Annotated in this window: 18 protein-coding genes and 1 tRNA gene; 8 read left to right on the top strand and 11 right to left on the bottom strand. The window is 55.7% G+C overall.

Annotated features, from left to right (window positions below):
• Nucleotides 1-115 precede the first annotated feature (115 nt).
• The 6 genes from K5Y30_RS12810 to aspA all read right to left on the bottom strand — a co-directional run bounded on the left by K5Y30_RS12810 (nucleotide 116) and on the right by aspA (nucleotide 10,196).
• Nucleotides 116-4,222 (bottom strand): Ig-like domain-containing protein, encoded by a 4,107-nt coding sequence (locus K5Y30_RS12810; RefSeq protein WP_222211650.1) that lies wholly within the window; start codon nucleotides 4,220-4,222, stop codon nucleotides 116-118.
• Nucleotides 4,223-4,727: 505 nt separating this feature from the next.
• Nucleotides 4,728-4,803, bottom strand: a tRNA-Phe gene (locus K5Y30_RS12805).
• Between the two features lie 108 nt (nucleotides 4,804-4,911).
• Entirely contained in the window at nucleotides 4,912-5,490 is a 579-nt protein-coding gene (locus K5Y30_RS12800) for a transcriptional regulator (RefSeq protein WP_222185092.1), read from the bottom strand.
• A 66-nt stretch (nucleotides 5,491-5,556) separates the two neighbouring features.
• On the bottom strand, nucleotides 5,557-7,257 hold the full coding sequence (locus tag K5Y30_RS12795; protein WP_222185094.1) for a protein-disulfide reductase DsbD: 1,701 nt from the start codon (nucleotides 7,255-7,257) through the stop codon (nucleotides 5,557-5,559).
• Nucleotides 7,258-7,340: 83 nt separating this feature from the next.
• The gene (locus tag K5Y30_RS12790) at nucleotides 7,341-8,642 is read right to left on the bottom strand and encodes an anaerobic C4-dicarboxylate transporter (RefSeq protein WP_222185096.1); all 1,302 of its coding nucleotides are present in this window, start codon (nucleotides 8,640-8,642) and stop codon (nucleotides 7,341-7,343) included.
• A gap of 117 nt (nucleotides 8,643-8,759) precedes the next feature.
• Complete coding sequence (aspA, locus tag K5Y30_RS12785; RefSeq protein ID WP_101762300.1) at nucleotides 8,760-10,196, bottom strand: aspartate ammonia-lyase; 1,437 nt, start codon at nucleotides 10,194-10,196, stop codon at nucleotides 8,760-8,762.
• Nucleotides 10,197-10,571: 375 nt separating this feature from the next.
• On the opposite strand from aspA, the gene K5Y30_RS12780 reads away from it, so the two are divergent.
• The 4 genes from K5Y30_RS12780 to K5Y30_RS12765 all read left to right on the top strand — a co-directional run bounded on the left by K5Y30_RS12780 (nucleotide 10,572) and on the right by K5Y30_RS12765 (nucleotide 13,753).
• Entirely contained in the window at nucleotides 10,572-11,024 is a 453-nt protein-coding gene (locus tag K5Y30_RS12780) for an FxsA family protein (protein WP_192236087.1), read from the top strand.
• Between the two features lie 191 nt (nucleotides 11,025-11,215).
• Nucleotides 11,216-11,509: a co-chaperone GroES gene (locus K5Y30_RS12775; RefSeq protein ID WP_101762298.1), complete on the top strand. Its 294-nt coding sequence runs from the start codon at nucleotides 11,216-11,218 to the stop codon at nucleotides 11,507-11,509.
• Between the two features lie 46 nt (nucleotides 11,510-11,555).
• Nucleotides 11,556-13,208, top strand: a complete 1,653-nt coding sequence (groL, locus tag K5Y30_RS12770) for a chaperonin GroEL (protein WP_222211648.1) — start codon at nucleotides 11,556-11,558, stop codon at nucleotides 13,206-13,208.
• 197 nt (nucleotides 13,209-13,405) lie between these two features.
• The gene (locus K5Y30_RS12765; protein ID WP_008104416.1) at nucleotides 13,406-13,753 is read left to right on the top strand and encodes a DUF4156 domain-containing protein; all 348 of its coding nucleotides are present in this window, start codon (nucleotides 13,406-13,408) and stop codon (nucleotides 13,751-13,753) included.
• Nucleotides 13,754-13,790: 37 nt separating this feature from the next.
• On the opposite strand, the gene epmB is transcribed toward K5Y30_RS12765, so the two are convergent.
• Entirely contained in the window at nucleotides 13,791-14,819 is a 1,029-nt protein-coding gene (gene epmB / locus K5Y30_RS12760) for an EF-P beta-lysylation protein EpmB (RefSeq protein WP_222211646.1), read from the bottom strand.
• 42 nt (nucleotides 14,820-14,861) lie between these two features.
• Here epmB and efp point away from each other — a divergent pair, with 42 nt between their 5' ends.
• Nucleotides 14,862-15,428 (top strand): elongation factor P, encoded by a 567-nt coding sequence (efp, locus tag K5Y30_RS12755; protein WP_034826669.1) that lies wholly within the window; start codon nucleotides 14,862-14,864, stop codon nucleotides 15,426-15,428.
• 145 nt (nucleotides 15,429-15,573) lie between these two features.
• Nucleotides 15,574-15,708: an entericidin A/B family lipoprotein gene (locus K5Y30_RS12750; protein WP_008104408.1), complete on the top strand. Its 135-nt coding sequence runs from the start codon at nucleotides 15,574-15,576 to the stop codon at nucleotides 15,706-15,708.
• Nucleotides 15,709-15,747: 39 nt separating this feature from the next.
• Here the strand turns inward: K5Y30_RS12750 and K5Y30_RS12745 are convergent, their stop codons facing one another.
• Complete coding sequence (locus K5Y30_RS12745; RefSeq protein WP_222185101.1) at nucleotides 15,748-16,272, bottom strand: lipocalin family protein; 525 nt, start codon at nucleotides 16,270-16,272, stop codon at nucleotides 15,748-15,750.
• A 136-nt stretch (nucleotides 16,273-16,408) separates the two neighbouring features.
• Between K5Y30_RS12745 and epmA the strand changes: the two genes are divergently transcribed.
• Nucleotides 16,409-17,386: an elongation factor P--(R)-beta-lysine ligase gene (gene epmA / locus K5Y30_RS12740; protein WP_192412562.1), complete on the top strand. Its 978-nt coding sequence runs from the start codon at nucleotides 16,409-16,411 to the stop codon at nucleotides 17,384-17,386.
• A 23-nt stretch (nucleotides 17,387-17,409) separates the two neighbouring features.
• Here the strand turns inward: epmA and degS are convergent, their stop codons facing one another.
• The 3 genes from degS to zapG form a co-directional block, all read right to left on the bottom strand.
• The gene (gene degS / locus K5Y30_RS12735) at nucleotides 17,410-18,489 is read right to left on the bottom strand and encodes an outer membrane-stress sensor serine endopeptidase DegS (protein WP_061718288.1); all 1,080 of its coding nucleotides are present in this window, start codon (nucleotides 18,487-18,489) and stop codon (nucleotides 17,410-17,412) included.
• An 86-nt stretch (nucleotides 18,490-18,575) separates the two neighbouring features.
• Nucleotides 18,576-19,946, bottom strand: a complete 1,371-nt coding sequence (degQ, locus tag K5Y30_RS12730; RefSeq protein ID WP_101762291.1) for a serine endoprotease DegQ — start codon at nucleotides 19,944-19,946, stop codon at nucleotides 18,576-18,578.
• 104 nt (nucleotides 19,947-20,050) lie between these two features.
• Nucleotides 20,051-20,455: a Z-ring associated protein ZapG gene (gene zapG / locus K5Y30_RS12725; RefSeq protein WP_064737767.1), complete on the bottom strand. Its 405-nt coding sequence runs from the start codon at nucleotides 20,453-20,455 to the stop codon at nucleotides 20,051-20,053.
• Between the two features lie 190 nt (nucleotides 20,456-20,645).
• Here zapG and zapE point away from each other — a divergent pair, with 190 nt between their 5' ends.
• Nucleotides 20,646-21,773 (top strand): cell division protein ZapE, encoded by a 1,128-nt coding sequence (gene zapE / locus K5Y30_RS12720; RefSeq protein WP_222185103.1) that lies wholly within the window; start codon nucleotides 20,646-20,648, stop codon nucleotides 21,771-21,773.
• The last annotated feature ends 147 nt before the right edge of the window (nucleotides 21,774-21,920 follow it).

Here is a 21,920-nt window from a genome sequence, read left to right as displayed (position 1 = left end):
CAGGCTGACGATCTTTATGGCGAAAGTGTGCGGTTGGTTCAGTCATGACCAGGTTTGATGCAAAAAAAACGGGTCGGCATTGCTGCCGACCCGCGAGTAACCCGGTTAGATCAGGTCAATTGTAACATACAAAAACTGCGTCAATGCCGGTATTTTTATCAGCTTTATCACCAACCGTTCCAGATGTAGAATCGAAGTTGCCTTTAGCCCCATCCCAACTGCTACTTAAATGATGCCACAAGTATGAAAAACGCCCGTTTGGCATAAGCATCCTAGCCTCAGCAAAGTCGCCACCTGCGCTGGCAAACTCGGCTAATTGCGCTGAACCTGCCAGCTTGGCCCCGATACTCGCACACTGGGCGCTTGCATCTGCCCTGGTGGTATTTCCTCCAATCGATTGGCTAACATATTGGCTGTTACCCACTTTATACACAGGGTAAATTCTCTGTATTAACGTTTTTTTGTTGCCATTAGGCAGGGTAGCCTCAATCGTTGCAATTCCGCCATCCTGATTCTCAAGCAGGCTGTTCAGAGTAATGGTGGCTTTACCTTTATCGTTTGTGATGGATTCACCGCCAATGGTGCCGAGAGTCGTCGACCAGTTCACTTTATAATTCGGGATAGGCTGATTTGCCGGGTTGTATACCTCGACGGTAATAATTGGGTTTTGGGTGCCAAAGCCATAAACAGTGTCCTTGGATGAGTTCATGACGGTGATGGTGGCCGCTACGGTATCCAGAACAAACTCAACCTCTGACGCATTAACGGTCGTGCCATTTAACGTCGCGGTGACAACCGCTTTGCCCGCCGCGTTACTTCTTAATGCAGCAGTGGCTTTGCCGTCCTGATCGGTTATCGAGTTCGTTACCGCTAACTTACCAAAATTAGTGCCCCAATGGATGCTGACGCCTTTCACCACGTTACCGTACTGATCTTTCACCATTGCGGTATAGTTCGCTGGTGTGCTGTCATCGGCCAGGAGCTGTACTGTATCCACGGTCAGATCACCGGCGGCCAATGCCGCGCTGCTGACGTCGGCAATAAACTCTACCGTGTTGGCTGCAACGGCGCTGCCGCTGCCGGGCTGCGCGCTGACGATGGCGCTGCTCAGTACCTTCGAGCTCAGCTCTGCCCTGGCGATGCCTGATGCATTGGTCATGCTGGTGGTTTTTACTAGATCACCACGGTCGGTGGTCCAGTTAACTTGCACATTCTGCAACAGGTTGCCGTAGGCATCCTTCACGGTGGCGCTGTATGTGATCTTCTCACCGCTGTTAGCAATAGCGCTGGCCTTATCTGCGGTGATATCGCCGCTGCCAATTTGCGCACCCGACACATCTGCCATGACCGTCACCGGCGGTGCGTTCACTGGCGCACTGCTGTTCACGCGGGCGGTTACCTGCACCGATCCGGCCTGGGTGGCGGTGAGCGTGATGGTGGCTTCACCGGCGGCATTGGTGGTGGAGATGATGCCGCTCAGCGTACCGCTGTTGGTCGCCCAGTTGACCGGCAGGTTCGCCACCGGGTTGTCGTTGGCGTCTTTTACTACGGCGCGGAAGGTCGCTGCATCGGTGGTACCGGCGGTGATGCTGGTTTTGTCGACGGTGAGGCTGCCGCTGTCGATGCGTGCGCTGCTGGCGTCAGCGGCGAAGGTCACCGCCACAGCGCTGACGGCTGGCTTATTCGGCAGGGTTGCCGTGACGCCAGCCAGACCCATCTGGGTGGAAGTCAGTTTGACCTGCGCTTTGCCGTCCGCGCCAGTGATACTCGTCACGCCGCTCAGCGTACCGAGCGTCGCTTGCCAGTTCACGCTCTGCCCGGCCAGCAAGTTACCGTTCTTATCTTTCACCGTTAAGGTATAGGTGACGGTGTCGCTGCCATCGGCGACGGCGTGGGTTTTATCGGCGATAAAGTCACGCGAGTCGATTCCCGCGCTGGAAACATCGGCGGTAAAGTTGACCTTGGGCGCGTCCAGCGCCGCCTGCGTGCCGAGCTGAGCCTGCACCTGCACTTCATGCGCAACGGTATCGCTCAGGGTTATGGCGGCGATGCCGTCTTTGCCGCTCTGGCTGCTGGCTGCGCTCAGTGTACCGCCGTTACTGTGCCAGTTCAGCTTCACGCCGGATACGGCGTTGCCGTTGGCGTCTTTGATGAGCGCGTTGAAGGTCACTTTGTCGCCGCCGTCGGCGACAGCGGTGGTACGATCGGCGGTCAGGCTGCCTTTGTCCAACGTGGCGGTGGCCGCGTCAGCGATGAAGTTTGCCTCGACCTTCGCACTGCCGCCGTTGGCGGTTGTGGCAGTGACGGTGATCGCTTCGGCGACGGTGTCAGTGAAGGCCACGGCGACGTAGCCGTTTTCATCGCTCACGGCGGTCAGGGCGCTGCCGGCCGCGACCTGCGCGCTGCCGCTGAGTGCAAAGGTGACGGTTACGCCCGCGACCGGGTTGCCAGTGGCGTCGGTGACGCGAGCCTGAGCGCGTGCGGACGCGTTGCCGTTAGCTACCATGCTGTCGAGCAGCATACGCAGATCGCCGTCGGCGACCACGGCGCTGGCGGCGTCGCTGATTTGCTTAATCGTCAGAGTATTAATCTGCTGCGCATCAATGCTGGCGCTGAGCGTGATGTTCGCCACGCGCGTTCCGGCCGTCAGCGTGGCCTGATACTCGCCGTTGCCTTTTTCCGTGACGGCGCTCAGGACCGGCGGCTGTGCCGGTGCGGCCGCGACATTTGCGCGGGCCTTGCTTTTCACTGCGGTGTCTGCCGTGGTGGCGGTAAGCTGGATAGCTGAAGCAAGGTCGGTGATCGGCTGGCCGCTCTCGTCGCGCAGCACGATGCTGACCTGCGAGGTAGATTTGCCGTCGGCGAGAAGAACATCCGGCGAAGCGCTGATGGTGCTGGCATCGGTACTGACTGCCGGGGAGTCGACATTGATGAGGGTCGAGGAGACCTTCGAGCGGTTTTTACGCGTATCCACCGCCACGCCACTCAGGGTGTAGCTGTTTTTGCCGCCCGCCACGAAGCGCGGCAGCACGATCTGGTACTGGTTGTTGCCGAGGTCGTTGATGCGTCCGCCGGCGGCGAGCAGTTCGGCATCGTTCCAGATGATAGCGGCCAGCCCATGTTTGCTGATGACCTTATAGTTCAGCTCCACCGTTTTGCCGCTGCGTCCGCTGATCTCTGCGGGCAGACCGAGCTGAATAACTTCCTGCTTGCGGTATTCCAGCACGATATTGTTGTTGCGCTCAACGAGGGCCATGCGATTGGCCGCGAGGGTGCGGCCGAGTTTAACAGCGTTCGGGTCAAGCTGGGCGGCGAGGGGCTGACCGAGCTGGTAGTTGAGCTGCAGACCAATCTGGGATTCGCTCTGGCTGCCCCCTTTTTTGTGGTCAAGGGTGAGGGAAACCAGCGGCACCGGGGTGTAGCTCAGGCCGGCGGTGAAGGCGGCCGGGTTGCTCTGGCGCTTATCCTTACTGAACAGTGCCACTTCGTTACCGTAATATTTTTCATACATAAAGCGACCGCCGATGGCCGGATAGGCTGGCAGCCAGCTCTCGGCACGCAGGTCAAAACCGTGGGCTGGGCGAGCGTCGTAATCCTCCACGTCGCCCGAATCGCGCCAGTCAGAGAGGCCATAATAACCGTTGCCGGAGAGCTTCAGGTAGTCGCGCCACGCTTCGGCACCAACGCCCATACGTTTGTGGCCGCGGCTGAAGTTCTGATCGTAGAAAGCGTTATAGCCGAACATCCAGCGATCGGTGAAGTGGCGCTGGCCGAGGCCGAGGTTACCGGTGATCTGCCCGTCTTTGTTGCGCAGGCCCTGCTGGGTGAAGAACAGGCGCTCAGGAGACTGGCTGAGGGGCAGCAGCAGGTCGAGCGAGCCGGTCTGCGGTTTAAAATGTTCATCGACGCCGAACTCGACGCGGGCGGTGCCGAACTGCTCCAGCCACTGCTGAGCCTGGCCAGCCGCGGCGCTGGTCGCCTGCTGGCTGAGGTAGCCACCGAGGCTGCTTGACTGCTGTGCCTGGGCGAGGCTGCTGGCCTGCTGGGCGGTGGTGCTGAGCGCTGCGTCTTCATCGGAGCGAGTTGCAGCTTCGACGGTGAGGGCCCAGAAGGGGGTGAGCGCCATGCCCACCTGAACGGCAATCTGTGCAAAGACGAAACGCCGGGTCCAGCGCGAGGGGCCTTCAGCGCGCGTGGCTGAACGGCAGGTAATGTGGTCCATAAGTCTTCTCGTGAATTACGCCTTTTAGCGCGGATGTGGAAAGGGGTTTTTTCACCGTCCGCAAAAACTTGAAAGGTGCGGGAAAACAGGACGCGGTACAGGGAATTTGATCCGGTACTACGGTGCCTGGGCGGTGAGGGGGGGATTTTCACGTAAGTGGCAGGAAAAGCTAGGTGAGACCAGTCTCAATCTCAATAGTGAAGGAGGGGGGACATAATTAACGAGAAGGGTAATACAGCAAGATGTGAATTAATCTAGGATAAGCTGCCAGCGACTAGTTGCCAGCGGTGGTGATATATGGCGTAACACCTGCGCTGAGATGCGAAAATTCGCACTACTCTAAGAGCCATATGGCGAAAAAATGGAATCCGTTCAGTTGTAGCCTTGGATTAAACCATGAAGTAACAAAGCGCTATTTTCAAAGATAACAAGGGCGGAGGTATGTGCAGAAATCAGCAAACGCAGAAAAGCAAAAACCCAGCCATAAGCTGGGTTTTCAGAATGTTGGTGCCCGGACGCGGAATCGAACCACGGACACGGGGATTTTCAATCCCCTGCTCTACCGACTGAGCTATCCGGGCAACGGGGCGCATTAAACCCTAATGGCTTACAGCCGTCAACGGCTTTCGTCAAAAAAGCGGTGTAATCGTGATTGATTGCTTGCTTTTCAGACAAGATGGATAAAAAGGCTACGCCAGCGCACCATTTTTGCGGCACAGCGCGATGCCGAGTACATCTTCCGCCAGACGGCGCGCAGTCGCGACATCCTGCACGTTGCGTTTCACCAGCAGTTTGCTCAGGCAACCTTCCAGAATCAGCTCCAGCTGATCGGCCACCATGGCGGGATTATCCAGCGCTAAATCGACCAGAATTTCATGGGTAAATTGCCAGGAACTGCGCTTTTGCTGTTCGGCTAACTGATGCACTGGCTGATCGGGTTGCGGATAGAAGCTGCAAGCGGCGATAAACAGGCAGCCGGGAAAGCGTCCTTTGCTGACGTGTTCACTCAGCACTTCGTAGCGGGCTAACAGCTTTTGTTCGGCGCTGAGGTGTTCATCGAGCTGCACCTGACGACGCCAGCTGTCAATCTGCTGGCCGTGATAGCGCAGCGCGTCATACAGCAAGGCATCACGATCGGGCCAGAAACGCGTCAGATGTTCCGCTTCAAGACCGGTTGCGCCAGCCAGCTGAGTTAGGGAAGTGGTGGCGGCCAGGCCGCTTTGTTCGAGCACATTCAACGCATGCTCGAGTATTTGTTCACGTTGCAAGTGACTCTCCTCTGGAATGCGGGCCCGCTCGCGGACGAACGGGCAGTGTCCTGCTGACAGTGTCGTTTAACGTGACACATTCTGCAAATGTGCGCGGAAATCGGCGGCGTTGAGGAAGCCGGTGACGCGCGAATCGGGGATCTCTTTGCCTTGCGCATCGAAGAACAGAATGGTGGGCAAACCTAAAACCTGCAGATGCTGCAACAGCGCGTTGTCCTGCGCGTTATTGGCGGTGACATTGGCTTGCAGCAGTTGTACCTGACTTAGCGCGTTACGCACGCCCTCATCGCTGAAGGTGTATTTTTCGAACTCTTTGCAGGCCACACACCAGTCGGCGTAGAGATCAACCATGGTGATGCGGCCTTGCGCCTGCTGTAGCGCGCTGTCGAGCTGCTCGCTGCTATTGATGGTGTGGAACGGCAGATGCGCCACGGCTTGCGCACTGTTGCTGCTGCCAAACGCCCAATCCTGTAGCGGGCGCGCACTGACCAGCGCGGCGGCAAGCATGATGACTTGCAGCACGCGCCATTTGCCGCTGGCGCGCAGGCTGAGGCTGAATGCCCAGGCAAAAAATGCCACGCCGAGCAGGCTCCACAGACGGATGCCCCACAGATCGCCAATCACCCGTTCCAGCAGGAATACCGGCAGCGCCAGAATCACAAAGCCAAAACCCTCTTTGACGGTTTGCATCCAGGGTCCACTTTTTGGCAGCAGCTTGTTGCCAAACATCGTCACGGCAATTAGCGGCAGGCCCATGCCGAAGGCATACAGCCACAGCGTGCCGGCTCCGGCCCACAGATTACCGCTCTGCGCGATGTACAGCAGAATGGCGCTGAGCGGTGCGGTGGTGCAGGGCGAGCAGATTAATCCGGCCAGTGCGCCCATCATAAATACGCCCGGCAGCGAGCCACCTTGCTGGCGATTACTCCATAGCGTGAGGCGCGTTTGCAGGCTGGCAGGCAATTGCAGCGAGAACAGGCCAAACATCGACAGCGCCAGCACGATAAACAGCGCCGATAAGCCAATCAGCACGTAAGGATGTTGCAGCGCCGCCTGGAAGCGTAATCCGGCCGCTGCCACAACCATGCCGAGCACGGTGTACGTCAGCGCCATACCTTGCACATACACCATCGCCAGCGCGAACAATCGCCCCATCGAATAGCGGCGCGGGCCTCCTAAAATGATGCTGGAGATCAGTGGATACATCGGCAGCACACACGGCGTGAAAGCGACGCCAATACCAATCAGCAGCGCCCAAAGCGGTGAAAACGGCAGCGGCGTGCTGTGATTGGCGGGCTGCGCACTGACCGCAGGCGCAGCCTGATTGGCGGCAACCGCGCTCAGCGGCACCGCGCGGGTTTCCGGCGGATAACAGAAGCCCGCAGCCGCACAGCCCTGATAGGTCACGGTGACGGTCGCGCCGGCAGCGGCCTGGCGCAGCGTGATCGGCAGTTGCAGATCCTGCGGATAGATTTCACTTTTGCCGTAGAACTCATCTTCGTGCGGCTGGCCCGGCGGCAGCGTGAGTGGAGCAATTTGCGCTTTTTGCGGCGTGACGTGGATTTGCTGGCGATAGAGATAGTAGCCATCCTTCACTTTCCAGCTGAGCGTCAGCTGATTGCCATGCTGAGTGAAATCGAAGCCAAACGCCTGATCAACCGGCACAAAGCGGCTGTTGTTGTTCGGGGAGAAGAGTGAGGCCTGTGCCGAAAGGCAGAAAACCAGCGCCAGGCAAAAGCCGGCAAGGCGAAAGAGTCGTGCAGCCATAGCGAATGAATGAGCTCCGGTGGCGAATAGGCCGCGATAATAGCACGACCGCTTCGCTACGAGGTTTTCAGGATGTAACGGCGCTACAGAATCAGGCTGCCAAACAGGAAGCCAAACGCCACCGAGAAGGCAATCGCCATCACGCCGGGAATAATAAAGGAGTGGTTAAACACAAACTTGCCGATACGGGTTGAACCGGTGTCATCCATTTCCACCGCGGCCAGCAGCGTAGGATAGGTCGGCAGCACGAACAGGGCGGAAACCGCCGCAAAGGACGCGACGGCGGCCAGCGGCGAGACGCCAAGCATCAACGCGGCAGGCATCAACGCTTTAGTGGTGGCGGCTTGCGAATAGAGCAGCGTGGAGGCGAAGAACAGCACCAGCGCCAGCATCCACGGATAACCTTGCAGCATGTCACCGGCTAACGCCTGAATGTCGTTGAGGTGTGCTTTAACGAAGGTATCGCCCAGCCATGCTACGCCCATAACGCAGATACAGGCGCTCATGCCCGATTTAAAGGTGCTGGCGCTGAGGATTTCACCGGTATCGACTTTACAGGTCAGGCAGATCAGCGTGGCAACGGTCAGCATAAACACCACGATGGCTTCGTTGCGTGGCAGCACGGGATTGCTGATCAGGCCAACGCTGTCGCTAATTGCGGTGGCGTAGAGCACCACGGCGGCGATGCCGATCAGGAACAGCAACACGGCACGCTTCGCGCCCGGTTTGATGTCATAAACCTGCTCACCGCGCAGTTTCACTTCACCTTTCGCTAAACGCGCCTGATATTTTTCATCATCCCTGAGCTCCTTGCCGAGAAAACTGGTGATGATGGCGGCGCAGAAGATCGCTGCCATGGTAGAGGGAATCGCCACACCCAGCAGCGCCAGATAACTCACGCCATGCGGTTCCAGGATTGAAGCGAAGAATACCACCGCCGCCGAGAGCGGCGAGGCGGTAATGGCAATCTGCGAGGCGACGACCGCAATCGACAACGGACGCGACGGACGCACGCCTTGCTCTTTCGCCACTTCGGCAATCACCGGCAAGGTGGAGAACGCGGTGTGACCGGTGCCGGCTAGCAGCGTCATGACATAGGTGACCAGCGGCGCAAGGAAAGTGACATAGCGTGGATGGCGGCGCAGCAGGCGTTCCGCCAATCCCACCAGATAATCGAGACCGCCGGCGATTTGCATCGCGGCAATTGCGGCAATCACCGCCATGATAATTTCGATTACATCAAAGGGAATCGCGCCGGGTTTTAAGCCGCACATCAGCGTCAACGCCAGCACACCTAAACCGCCCGCGAAACCAATACCGATGCCGCCCAGACGCGCACCGAGCCAGATTGCCAGCAGGACAATAACCAACTCCACTACTACCATTCGTTCCACTCCCTGAGCCGCGGAGAAATCCCGACTCTTAAAGTTGTAGCCGCCAAAATGAAAAAAGCACGCCGCATTGTATATGGGCGTGCTGTTGGCAACTTGATCCGGAACGGATTACTGTTCGTTTTCGTCGGTGTAACGTTTGGCTTTGTACGCCGGATGCATCAGGTTCTGAATGGAGAAAATGTCATCCAGTTCGGTTTCCGTTAGCAGGCCACGCTCCAGCACCACTTCACGCACGCTTTTACCGGTTTCGGCGCAAATCTTACCGACGATATCGCCGTTGTGATGGCCGATGTACGGGTTGAGGTAAGTGACGATACCAATCGAGTTGAACACGTAAGCTTCACACACCGCTTTGTTGGCGGTGATGCCGTTGACGCATTTTTCCAGCAGGTTGAAGCAGGCGTTCGTCAGGATGCTGATCGATTCGAACAGCGCCTGGCCAATCACCGGCTCCATCACGTTGAGCTGCAGCTGACCCGCTTCTGACGCCATGGTGACGGTGATGTCATTGCCGATCACTTTGAAGCACACCTGATTCACCACTTCTGGCACCACCGGATTGACTTTGGCGGGCATGATTGATGAACCGGCCTGCAGTTCAGGCAGGTTGATCTCATTCAGGCCGGCGCGCGGACCGGAGGAGAGCAGGCGCAGGTCGTTACAGATTTTCGACAGTTTCACGGCCAGGCGTTTCAGCGCCGAGTGCACCATCACGTACGCGCCGCAGTCGGAGGTGGCTTCAATCAAATCTTCTGCAGGCACCACCGGCAGATTACTCACTTCCGCCAAACGCTGTACCGCCAGCTGCTGATAGCCATCCGGCGTATTGAGACGTGTGCCGATGGCGGTGGCGCCGAGGTTCACTTCCAGCAGCAGTTCAGCGGTGCGCAGAATGCTGCGAGTCTCTTCATTCAGCAGCACGTTAAACGCGTGGAACTCCTGGCCAAGCGTCATCGGCACCGCATCCTGCAGCTGAGTACGGCCCATTTTCAGAATGCTTTCGAATTCAACCGCTTTTCGCTGGAAACCTTCGCTCAGCTGATTGATGCCGTCGAGCAGTTTCAGGATCGAAGCGTACACCGCGATACGAAAACCGGTTGGATAAGCATCGTTGGTGGACTGACACTTGTTCACGTGATCGTTGGGATTGAGGTACTGATATTCACCTTTCTGGTGGCCCATAAGCTCCAGGCCGATGTTGGCCAGCACTTCATTAGTGTTCATGTTGACCGAGGTGCCCGCGCCCCCCTGATAGACGTCAACCGGGAACTGATCCATGCATTTACCGTTATTCAGCACTTCATCACAGGCCTGAATAATGGTGTTGGCGATATTGCGGGGAATGGTCTGCAACTCTTTGTTGGCGAGCGCGGCTGCTTTCTTCACCATCACCATACCGCGGACAAACTCCGGTATGTCGCTGATTTTGTTATTACTAATATAGAAGTTTTCAATCGCACGCAGAGTATGAACACCGTAGTAAGCGTCTGCCGGAACTTCGCGCATGCCTAACAGGTCTTCTTCGATACGAATGTTATTCGCCATGATTACCTTCTTGTTATTGCTGCCTGGTTACTGCCGGGCGTCGGGATGGACGGGCGGCAAACAACGTGCAGGTGAAGCGATTATATTGTCGTGGAATGTCAGCGCCGACATATTATCCATCTTCGCACTGACGGGCACGATCATATTCTGATGTTACAGAATTGTTTGTGCACAGATCACTTTACGGGCTTTTACAGGCCCAGCGGTAATAACGATATGTGATGTACTTCGCAATTTTAAGTCAGTGGGAAAAAAATGGCAGGATCGGTTGAAAATGCCGGTTCAAATGCCCATCTCTATCAATACGGTCATACAGACCCTCCCTTTCTGCTGCCTGGCAATTTGCGGGGCAGCTCCAACTCACAGGAGAACTCGGTGCGCTGGTTACCGTTCGTGATTTTTTTTGTTTTAGCCTGGATTGAGATCTCAATCTTCATTCAGGTCGCGCATGCGCTGGGCGTGCTGCTCACCATGCTATTGGTGATCTTCACCTCGTGTATTGGTGTGTCGCTGGTGAAAAATCAGGGCATGAAGAACTTCCGTTTGATGCAGGAGAAGCTGGCGCGTAACGAAAGCCCGGCGGCTGAGATGACCAAAAGCGTTTCGCTGATTATCTCCGGCTTCCTGCTGCTGTTGCCCGGTTTCTTCACCGACTTCCTCGGTTTACTGCTGCTGTTGCCGCCGGTGCAGAAGCATCTGACTTTGAAGCTGATGCCGCACTTGCGCGTATGGCGCGGACCGGGCGCCGGTCCGGATGCGGGTTTCACCGTGGACGGTGAATATGAGCGCAAAGATCAGGACCAAATAGGTCATGACAAAGACCATTAGATAATCAAGGCGGCGCAAGCCGCCTTTTTGTTGCTTTTTTCGCCGTCTGTTGCAGAAACGAAAATATTTATATTTTTTGCCCTTGAAAGCCCACTTATTGCCCCTATCTCTTCCAGCACGAGGCTGGAAGCCCTGCTGTCCGGCTCAACCCCAAAAATGAATGATTGGACTTTCTAAAGGAGAGCTATCAAATGAAAATTCGTCCATTGCACGATCGCGTTATCGTCAAGCGTAAAGAAGTCGAAGCTAAATCAGCGGGCGGCATCGTGCTGACCGGTTCAGCTGCCGGTAAATCTACCCGCGGTGAAATCCTGGCTGTTGGCAAAGGCCGCATCCTGGAAAACGGTGAAGTTAAGCCACTGGACGTAAAAGTGGGTGATCTGGTGATTTTCAGCGAAGGCTACGGTGCTAAAACCGAGAAAATCGACAACGAAGAAGTTCTGATCATCTCCGAAAGTGACATCCTGGCAGTTGTTGAAGCGTAATTTACGCGTAATTCACTGAACGAAACGAATTTAAGGGATATTTGAAATGGCAGCTAAAGACGTAAAATTCGGTAATGACGCACGCGTAAAAATGCTGCGTGGCGTAAACGTACTGGCAGATGCAGTAAAAGTTACCCTGGGCCCAAAAGGCCGTAACGTGGTTCTGGATAAATCTTTTGGTGCACCGACCATCACCAAAGATGGTGTTTCTGTTGCGCGTGAAATCGAGCTGGAAGACAAGTTCGAAAACATGGGCGCACAGATGGTGAAAGAAGTGGCCTCTAAAGCGAACGACGCAGCAGGCGACGGCACCACCACCGCAACTGTACTGGCTCAGGCCATCATCACCGAAGGCCTGAAAGCCGTCGCTGCGGGCATGAACCCGATGGATCTGAAGCGCGGTATCGATAAAGCCGTTATCGCCGCCGTTGAAGAACTGAAAACCCTGTCTGTGCCTTGCCAGGATTCACGCGCAATTGCACAGGTTGGTACCATCTCTGCTAACTCCGATGAAACCGTGGGCAAACTGATTGCCGACGCGATGGACAAAGTGGGCAAAGAAGGCGTTATCACCGTTGAAGAAGGCACCGGCCTGCAAGACGAGCTGGACGTGGTTGAAGGTATGCAGTTTGACCGCGGCTACCTGTCTCCGTACTTCATCAATAAGCCAGAAACAGGCGCAGTTGAGCTGGAAACCCCGTTCATCCTGCTGGCTGACAAGAAAATCTCTAACATCCGCGAAATGCTGCCAGTGCTGGAAGCCGTTGCGAAAGCCGGTAAGCCACTGCTGATCATTGCAGAAGACGTGGAAGGTGAAGCCCTGGCAACGCTGGTGGTGAACACCATGCGCGGTATCGTCAAAGTGGCTGCGGTTAAAGCACCTGGCTTCGGCGACCGTCGTAAAGCGATGCTGCAGGATATCGCTATCCTGACCGGCGGTACCGTGATCTCTGAAGAGATCGGTATGGAGCTGGAGAAAGCTACCCTGGAAGATCTGGGTCAGGCAAAACGCGTTGTGATCAACAAAGACACCACCACCATCATTGATGGCGTGGGCGATCAAGGCGCTATCTCTGGCCGCGTAACGCAGATTCGTCAGCAGATCGAAGAAGCAACCTCTGATTACGACAAAGAGAAACTGCAGGAGCGCGTAGCGAAACTGGCAGGCGGCGTAGCCGTGCTGAAAGTGGGCGCAGCAACTGAAGTTGAAATGAAAGAGAAGAAAGCACGCGTTGAAGATGCCCTGCACGCGACCCGTGCTGCGGTTGAAGAAGGCGTAGTTGCCGGTGGTGGTGTGGCGCTGGTTCGCGTTGCAGCGAAAATCGCCGCATCTGGCCTGAAAGGCGATAACGAAGATCAGAACGTGGGTATCAAAGTTGCGCTGCGCGCAATGGAAGCACCACTGCGTCAGATCGTTTCCAACGCCGGCGAAGAGCCTTCAGTTGTTGCTAACAACGTGAAAGCAGGCGACGGTAACTACGGTTACAATGCGCAGACCGAAGAGTACGGCAACATGATCGACTTCGGTATCCTGGATCCAACCAAAGTGACTCGTTCTGCGCTGCAGTACGCTTCATCGGTTGCGGGCCTGATGATCACCACCGAAGCGATGGTGACTGACCTGCCAAAAAGCGAAGCACCTGATTTAGGCGGCGCTGGCGGTATGGGTGGCATGGGCGGAATGGGCGGCATGATGTAATTGCCCCTGACTGCTTAAGTCATCTGGAAAACCCCCGATCGGAAACGGTCGGGGGTTTTTCTTTTGCTGGGGAACAAGGTATAAGTAAGGGCGCAATACTTCGGCTTTACGGGTTTAGGGCAATGAATGTTCAGAAAAAAAGTGCGCTTTTCTGCTACGCTGCCGCCCGACACTGATGATAATAAATGGGGATTACAATGCGGATTAACCTCTTGCTCGGTCTGGCAGTCGGAACTTTACTGCTGGCGGGCTGTAGCAGCTCCAATCAACTGAGTGCTGGCGGCGAACGTGTGACCTTCGTCGACCAACAACCCGCAAGTCAATGTCAGCTGCTGGGAACGCTTACCGGCTCTCAGAGCAACTGGCTGAGCGGTTCAGGCGGTGAAGGCAGTTCACTGCGTGGCGCAGCCAACGACCTGCGCAACCGCGCGGCAGAAATGGGCGGCAACGTGATTTATGGTGCCACCAGCCCGACGCAGAATCTGCTGTCAGCTTTCGCGCCGCTCGATAGCAAAATGACCGGTCAGGTGTATAAGTGCCCGTAAGTTGCAGTCGTAAAAAAAGCCGCTGATGCGGCTTTTTTTATTCCTGACGCAGCTGTAAATCCAGCGGCGTCTTGCTTGGCTCGCCGCCAATCTCGCGCGCCAGTTTCGGCACCATATAACCAGACACCATCGGCAGCAGCTGACGCATCAACCCCCGCGCTTCCTCATCTGACACAAAGAAGTGCGCCGCGCCTTGCACCTTATCCAGCACGTGCAGGTAGTAAGGCAGAATGCCGGCATCAAACAGCGCATTACTGAGATCCGCTAGCGTCTGCGCATCATCATTCACATCACGCAGCAACACGCTCTGATTAAGCAGCGTCACGCCGGCACGCTTCAGCATCTGCATGCCGTAACGCAGCTCGTCATCAACTTCCTGCGCGTGGTTGATATGGCTCACCATCAATACCTGCAGGCGCGTGTCCGCCAGAATCTGACACAAGCCTTCGGTGATACGCGCCGGGATTACTACCGGCAAGCGGCTGTGAATACGCAGACGTTTGAGGTGCGGGATTTTCTCCAGCGCATCCACCAGCCATGCCAGCTCATGATCTTTCGCCATCAGCGGATCGCCGCCGGAGAAGATAATCTCATCCAGTTCCGGATGCGTGGCGATGTAATCGATCGCCGCCTGCCAGTTACGCTTGTTGCCCTGATTATCCTGGTAGGGGAAATGACGGCGGAAACAGTAGCGGCAGTTAACCGCACAGCCGCCTTTTACCAGCAGCAGCGCACGGTTTCTATACTTATGCAGTAAACCCGGCACCACGCTGCTTTGTTCATCCAGCGGATCGGTGCTATAACCTGGCGCATCAATAAATTCCTGACGGCTGGTGAGCACTTGCAGCAGCAGCGGGTCCGTCGCATCGCCTTTTTTCATGCGTGCGATGAAGGCGCGCGGTACGCGCAGGGCGAAAAGCTTGCGTGCATCAGCGCCTGCAGCCAGATCAGCATGCTGATCAAGAGATAAAAGTTGCAGTAATTCAGCAGGTTCGGTGACAACATCAGCTAGTTGCTGCAACCAATCTTCTCTGACGGGGGGATTTAGGGTTACAATGTGTGCCATTTTTTTGGCTATTTACCAGTTCAATATTTACAGAGGGCCTTTATGGCGACTTATCTTAGCAACGATTTCCGTCCCGGTCTTAAAATCATGTTCGAAGGCGAGCCATATGCCATCGAAGCCAGTGAGTTCGTTAAGCCGGGTAAAGGCCAGGCATTTGCGCGCGTTAAAATGCGTCGTCTGCTGACCGGTTCTCGCGTTGAGAAGACCTTCAAATCTACTGACTCTGCCGAAGGCGCAGACGTTCGTGATATGACGCTGCAATACTCTTACAACGACGGCGACTTCTACTACTTCATGCACCCGGAATCTTTCGAGCAGTATCAGATCGAATCTAAAGTGCTGGATGACGTGACCAAGTGGCTGCAGGACAATGCGGATTGTATCGTTACCCTGTGGAACGATAAAGCGATCGCTGTTCAGCCACCAAACTTCATCGAAGCTGAAGTTATCGAAACCGATCCAGGCCTGAAGGGTGATACCGCAGGTACCGGCGGTAAGCCAGCTACATTGTCGACTGGTGCGGTGATCAAAGTGCCACTGTTCGTACAGATTGGCGAAGTGGTAAAAGTAGATACCCGCTCTGGCGAATACGTTTCTCGCGTAAAATAATCGTCAAATCAGGCGCATCATCGATGCGCCTTTTTTCTCTCTGTGTGTTTCCCTTCTCTTTTTTCATCCGCCTAATCCGCAGTTTTACAGATCAAGACTATGCTTTAAGAGCTGTACTTTTACTGCAACCAAAAAGGATATGGCTATGTTAAAGAAAAGTATTGTCGCGATTTTTTCCGTGCTGGTGCTCTCATCCGTTCTGACCGCTTGTAACACCACGCGTGGTGTTGGCGAAGACGTTCAGGCGGGCGGCAAAGCGATTCAGCGCAGCGCACAGTAAGCTATTCCGGTGCGAAAGCGGCTTTCGCACCGGTCCTCCTTATTTCTGCTCCACCCAAATCAGTTCATCCACCGGGAATCCGGCACTTCTGGCCTGTTCAACCAGGCGTTGCTTAACACTTTCATCCAGCTGCGGCGTACGTGACAGAATCCACAAGTAGCTACGATTCGGTCCGCATACCAGCGCATAGCGATAGTCAGGATCCAGTGCGATCACGTTGTAGCCGCCATAGAACGGGCCAAAGAACGACACTTTCAGCGAGGCGCGCTGTTTATCGCCGGTGAAGTAGGCTTTGCCAACGCTCTCTTGCCAGCGCTGTTTCTGCTGATTGTAGCCGCGATTGATCACCTTCAAACCGCCATCCTCGCGCGGACTATAATTAGCGGTAACCTGTTGTAATCCGCGCTCAAAGCGGTGATCGAGGCGAGCGATTTCATACCATTGGCCGAGATAGCGCTGAGTGTCGAAACCTTCCACCACCGTCACGCCTTTGGGCGGCGCGGTTGAGCAGGCAACGGAGAGAAAAGCGCTCAGGCTGGCGAGCAGGGTTTTCCATGGGGACATTGTGGGATTCCTTTACAATTTTAATGGGTTAAGTATAGCTGCCCGATAGCAAATTGCTGCCTTGGCCCGCTGCCGTTGTTTGCCATCGGCATTGCGGGTAGACTTCCACCCCTTATCTGTATGAGGAGTCATCAACATGAGCGAAACGGCAAGCTGGCAGCCGAGCGCACCCATTGCCAATTTGTTGAAACGCGCCGCTATTATGGCGGAAATACGTCGTTTCTTTGCCGATCGCGGCGTGCTGGAGGTCGATACCCCGGCGATGAGCCAGGCGACCATCACTGACATCCATCTGGTGCCGTTCCAGACGCGTTTTGTTGGGCCAGGCGCAGCCGAAGGGCGCGATCTGTGGCTGATGACCAGTCCGGAATATCACATGAAGCGCCTACTGGCGGCCGGAAGTGGTCCGATTTACCAGATGGGTCGCAGCTTCCGTAATGAGGAGGCCGGGCGTCACCACAATCCCGAGTTCACCATGCTGGAGTGGTATCGTCCGCACTACGACATGTACCGCCTGATGAACGAGGTGGACGATTTGATGCAGCAGGTGCTGGAGTGCGACAGCGCGGAATCCCTGTCGTATCAGCAGGCGTTTATCCGCCATCTGGAAGTCGATCCGTTATCGGCTGATAAAGTGCAGCTACGCGAAGTGGCGGAGAAGCTGGGCGAGGGCGAGTTGGCCAATCGTGAAGAAGACCGCGATACGCTGCTGCAGCTGCTGTTTATGCTGGGCGTTGAGCCGAAGATTGGTAACGATAAGCCGTGCTTCGTCTACCATTTCCCTGCGACGCAGGCCGCATTGGCGGAGATCAGTACGGAAGATCACCGCGTCGCCGAGCGCTTTGAGGTCTATTACAAAGGGATTGAGCTGGCGAACGGTTTCCGTGAATTAACCGATAGCCGCGAGCAGCGTCAGCGCTTTGAGCAAGACAATCGTCGTCGTGCTGCGCGTGGCCTGCCGCAACATCCTATCGATACCTATCTGCTGGATGCGCTGGCGCACGGTATGCCTGCCTGTTCTGGCGTGGCGTTGGGCGTGGATCGTTTGATCATGCTGGCGCTGAAAGCCAGCTCGCTAAGCGAAGTGATCGCCTTCCCGGTCGATCGCAGCTAAATCATCAGGGCGCGCAAGCGCCCTTATGGCGTGGTGGTGGCGGGCGCGGTCACTTCCGGGAATTCCTGAATCGTCACCGGCAAGGTCATTTTCTTTTCATTACGCAAGATCTGCACGTCAATCACCGAGCCCGGCCGAATTTCTGCCACCTGATCCATGGTTTCCTGCGCCGAGAGCGCCGGTTTACCATTCACTTCCAGCAGCACGTCATTGGCCTGAATGCCGGCGCTATCGGCGGGGCCGCCAGGCGTGACGTCACTGACGATAATGCCCTGCACGCGATCAAGATTACTGCCCTGGCCGTGCAGCGGCGGCAGTTCGCGCCCGGTGATGCCGATGTAGCCGCGAATCACCCGACCATCACGAATCAGCTTATCCATGATTTTGCTCGCCAGCGCGGTGGGAATGGCGAAACCAATTCCTTCCGGCGTTTCGCCATCGCTGCTTTTATCAAACGTCAGGGTGTTAATGCCCATCAGTTCACCCAGCGAGTTAATCAATGCGCCGCCCGAGTTGCCCTGATTGATCGAAGCATCGGTCTGCAGGAAGTTTTGTCGCCCGGATGAGCTCAGGCCAACGCGTCCGGTGGCGCTGATGATGCCTTGCGTCACGGTTTGCCCGAGGTTGTACGGGTTGCCGATCGCCATGACGACGTCGCCGATGTGTGCGATACGTTTGGCGTTGATAGGGATAACCGGCAAGTTGGAGGCGCTGATTTTCAGCACCGCTAAATCGGTCATGGCATCGGAACCCACTAAGGTGGCTTCGAAAAAGCGTCCATCCTGCAGCGCGACGATGATCTGGTCGGCGTTATTAATCACGTGTTTGTTAGTGAGGATGTAGCCTTTGCCGTTCATGATCACGCCGGAACCCAGCGTGGTGATGCCGCGATTATTGTTGCCATGGGCGCTGCGGTTATAGACGTTCACGACCGCGGGCACGGCACGTCGCACACCCTGGTTAAAACTAACGGGTGCTTCATCGTCGCTGTTGTCATGATCAAAGGTGACGTTGCTGCCCATACGCAGCGCAGGGATCGCGACGAGCAGTAAGCCAGCCACGATCAGGCCCATCACCACAGAACGCAAAAGTTTAAGAAACATGGTGTTATTTCAAGCCAGGTGAGATCGCAGGGCAGAATAGCATGAGAAAGGCGGACAAACACCTGCTTGTCCGCCTGTTGCGAGGATTATCGCAGAAGCAGGTAAATCGTCTCTTCGCCGCGCACCACGTTCAGTGCCAGCACCGGCGGTTTGCCTTCCAGCACTTTGCGCATTTCGGCAATAGAAGCGACGCGATTGCGGTTTACGCCGATGATCACATCATCTTTCTGCAAACCGACTTGCTCCGCTGGCGTGCCTTTTTCAATGGCATCGACTTTCACGCCTTTATCACCGGTTTTAGTCGCGCCGTCGCTCAGCGTTGCGCCTTGCAGTGCAGGCGACATCAGCTGCGCGCTGGCGGTGGTTTGCGCGCTTTGTTCCAGCGTGACGGTGACGTTGACCGGTTTGCCTTCACGTAGCAGGCCGATTTTTACGTCCTGGCCCGGCGGTGTGGTGCCGACTTTCACACGCAGCTCAGCAAAGCTGGTGATTGGCTTATCATTGATGGAGGTGATGATATCGCCAGCTTTGATGCCCGCTTTCTCGGCGGCTGACTTCGGCAGCACTTCCGAAACAAAGGCACCGCGCTGCGCATCAACGTTAAACGCTTTGGCGATATCGGCGGTCATTTCCGTACCTTTGATACCAAGCTGACCGCGCTTCACTTCGCCGAACTGAATCAGCTGCTGCGCCAGGTTCATCGCCATATTGGCGGGAATGGCGAAGCCAATGCCGATGTTGCCGCCGCTTGACGCCAGAATCGCGGTGTTGATACCAATCAACTCACCATTCAGGTTCACCAGCGCACCGCCGGAGTTACCGCGGTTAATCGCGGCATCGGTCTGAATGAAGTTTTCCAGTCCTTCCAGGTTCAGGCCGCTACGACCGAGCGCAGAGATGATGCCCGACGTGGCGGTTTGACCCAGACCAAACGGGTTACCGATGGCCACGGCAAAATCACCCACCTTCAGCGAATCAGAGTCGGCAATTTTCACCTGTGTCAGATTTTTCGCGCCTTCAACCTGGATCAAGGCGATGTCGGTTTGTTCATCGTGACCAATTAACTTAGCGTCATATTCGTTGCCGTCACCCAGTTGCACGCTGATTTTATCGGCGTTGCTGACCACATGGTTATTGGTGAGGATATAGCCTTTAGCGGCATCAATAATCACGCCAGAACCCAGACCTTCAAAAGGCTGCGGCTGCGATTGTCCCGGTGCCTGACCAAAAAAACGCTTCAGCGGTTCAGGAATATCCTGCGCCTGCTGACCGCTGTCGGTACCTTCAACACGCACGCTCACTACTGCGGGCAGAACTTTTTCCAGCATCGGTGCCAGGCTTGGCAATGCTTGTCCCTGAATCTGGGCGGGAAGAGTTGCCAGCGCACTCGGCGCCGCAGCCAAACTCATCCCGATACCTAAGGCTAATGCGCTTAACAGACGTGCTTGTTTTTTCATTGCTACAACGCTCTCGCTGCGAAAGGGATAAAAGAAGTGTGACAGTAGTTTGTGGTTTGTGTTCGAAAACAAAAAGGGCACAGCTAAGCTGTGCCCCAAAAGGATTAATTACGCGGAGCGCGGTCACTGCCACGTAACAGGCCGGATGCGCCTTCAGAGTAATCACGCGGCATCTGCACCGGCGCCTGGTCGTTATCCGCTTCGGCTTCCGTTAACTGGTAGGCAAACGGATTTTTCTCGCCGGGCAGATTTGGCAGCAGGTCGTTAGACCCTTTCGCCATGTGCTGATACAGCTGGCGATAATCATGCGCCATGTTGTCCAGCAGCTCGGCGCTGCGGGCGAAGTGGTTGGTGAGCTCCTCGCGGTAATCCGCCAGCTCGGCCTTCGATTTTTCCAGTTCATACTGCATGCTACGCTGCTCGCGCAGCTTCTTGTTGCCAAAACGCATGACGACTGCGCCGACAATAATGCCAATCACTAAACCAATCAGCCCGTATTCCCAGGTCATAATGACTCCCGTGTAATTTCCGTTGTTTCGTAGGGCATTGCTTCTGTTGCAACATCAACTTCAATAGCAGCCACTATACCCAATAATCTATTGGAAGTGGAACTATCGGGCTGCATCGCTTAGTGTAGAGCGGCCTAATTTTCGTCAACCGACCCGTGAATCGGACTTTTTCAGGGATTCTGAGAGAACCATGCAAACCTCATCTCCGCTTGCACGCTACGAGCAGGCGCTGTCGCAGGGCGAATTTCGCCCGGATGACGTACAACGAGAAGCGATTACCCGCTTAGATACCATCCAGCAAGGATTGATTGCCCGCCAGCAACAGGTTGAACCGGCTGCCAAAGGTCTGTTTGGCCGCTTGTCTAAGATGATCAATAAAGAGAAAAGCACCCGCGAAGCGCCAGTGCGCGGCCTGTATATGTGGGGCGGTGTGGGACGCGGTAAAACCTGGGTGATGGATCTGTTTTTTCAGTCAATTCCTGGTGATCGTAAGCTGCGCCTGCATTTCCACCGCTTTATGCTGCGTGTCCATCAGGAGCTGACGCAGCTGCAAGGCCACAGCGATCCGCTGCTGATTGTCGCCGATCGCTTTAAAGCGGAAACTGACATTCTCTGTTTCGATGAGTTTTTTGTCTCGGATATCACCGACGCCATGCTGCTGGGCACGCTGATGGAAGCGCTGTTCGCGCGCGGCATCTCGCTGGTAGCCACCTCGAACATTCCGCCGGATGAGCTCTATCGCAACGGCCTGCAGCGCCCGCGTTTCCTGCCTGCCATCGAACAAATCAAACGTCATTGTGAAGTGATGAACGTGGACGCCGGTATCGATTACCGTTTGCGCACCTTAACCTCGGCGCATTTGTGGAACTTCCCGCTCAACGAGGCCACGCATAGCGAAATGGAGCGCATGTTCCGCGCGCTGTCCGGCAAAGCGCGTGAAGACGCGCCGGTGCTGGAAATCAACCATCGCCAGATGCCCACGCTGGGCGTGCATGAAGGCGTGCTGGCGATCAATTTCCTGACGCTGTGCGGCGAAGGGCGCAGTCAGCACGACTATATTGAGCTCTCGCGCCGTTTTCACAGCGTCTTGCTGTATGATGTGCCGGTGATGATTTATAAGACCGAAGATCAGGCGCGCCGCTTCCTTGCGTTGGTCGATGAGTTCTACGAACGCCACGTGAAACTGGTTGTCGCGGCTGAAACATCACTGTTTGAAATTTATCAGGGCACACGCTTGAAGTTTGAGTATCAGCGCTGCTTGTCGCGTTTGCAGGAGATGCAGAGCGAAGAGTATTTGCGTCTGCCGCATCTGCCCTGATGACGTGGCATAAATCGTAGGTTTTAGATGCAAAAAGGTTCGATCTTTGAGTTCGACTTCTCTATAATCTTGCGACCCCACGTTACAGCATCGGTTTTCTTTCCCAAGAACTCGATGTGATCCGGTAACTCACTTGAAGGGGTGGCT

It is taken from the genome of Pantoea sp. DY-5, assembly GCF_019795955.1.
Lineage (GTDB): Bacteria > Pseudomonadota > Gammaproteobacteria > Enterobacterales > Enterobacteriaceae > Pantoea > Pantoea leporis.
The sequence above is the reverse complement of the archived record's forward strand: the minus strand, read 5'-3'. Positions and strand labels throughout refer to the sequence as shown.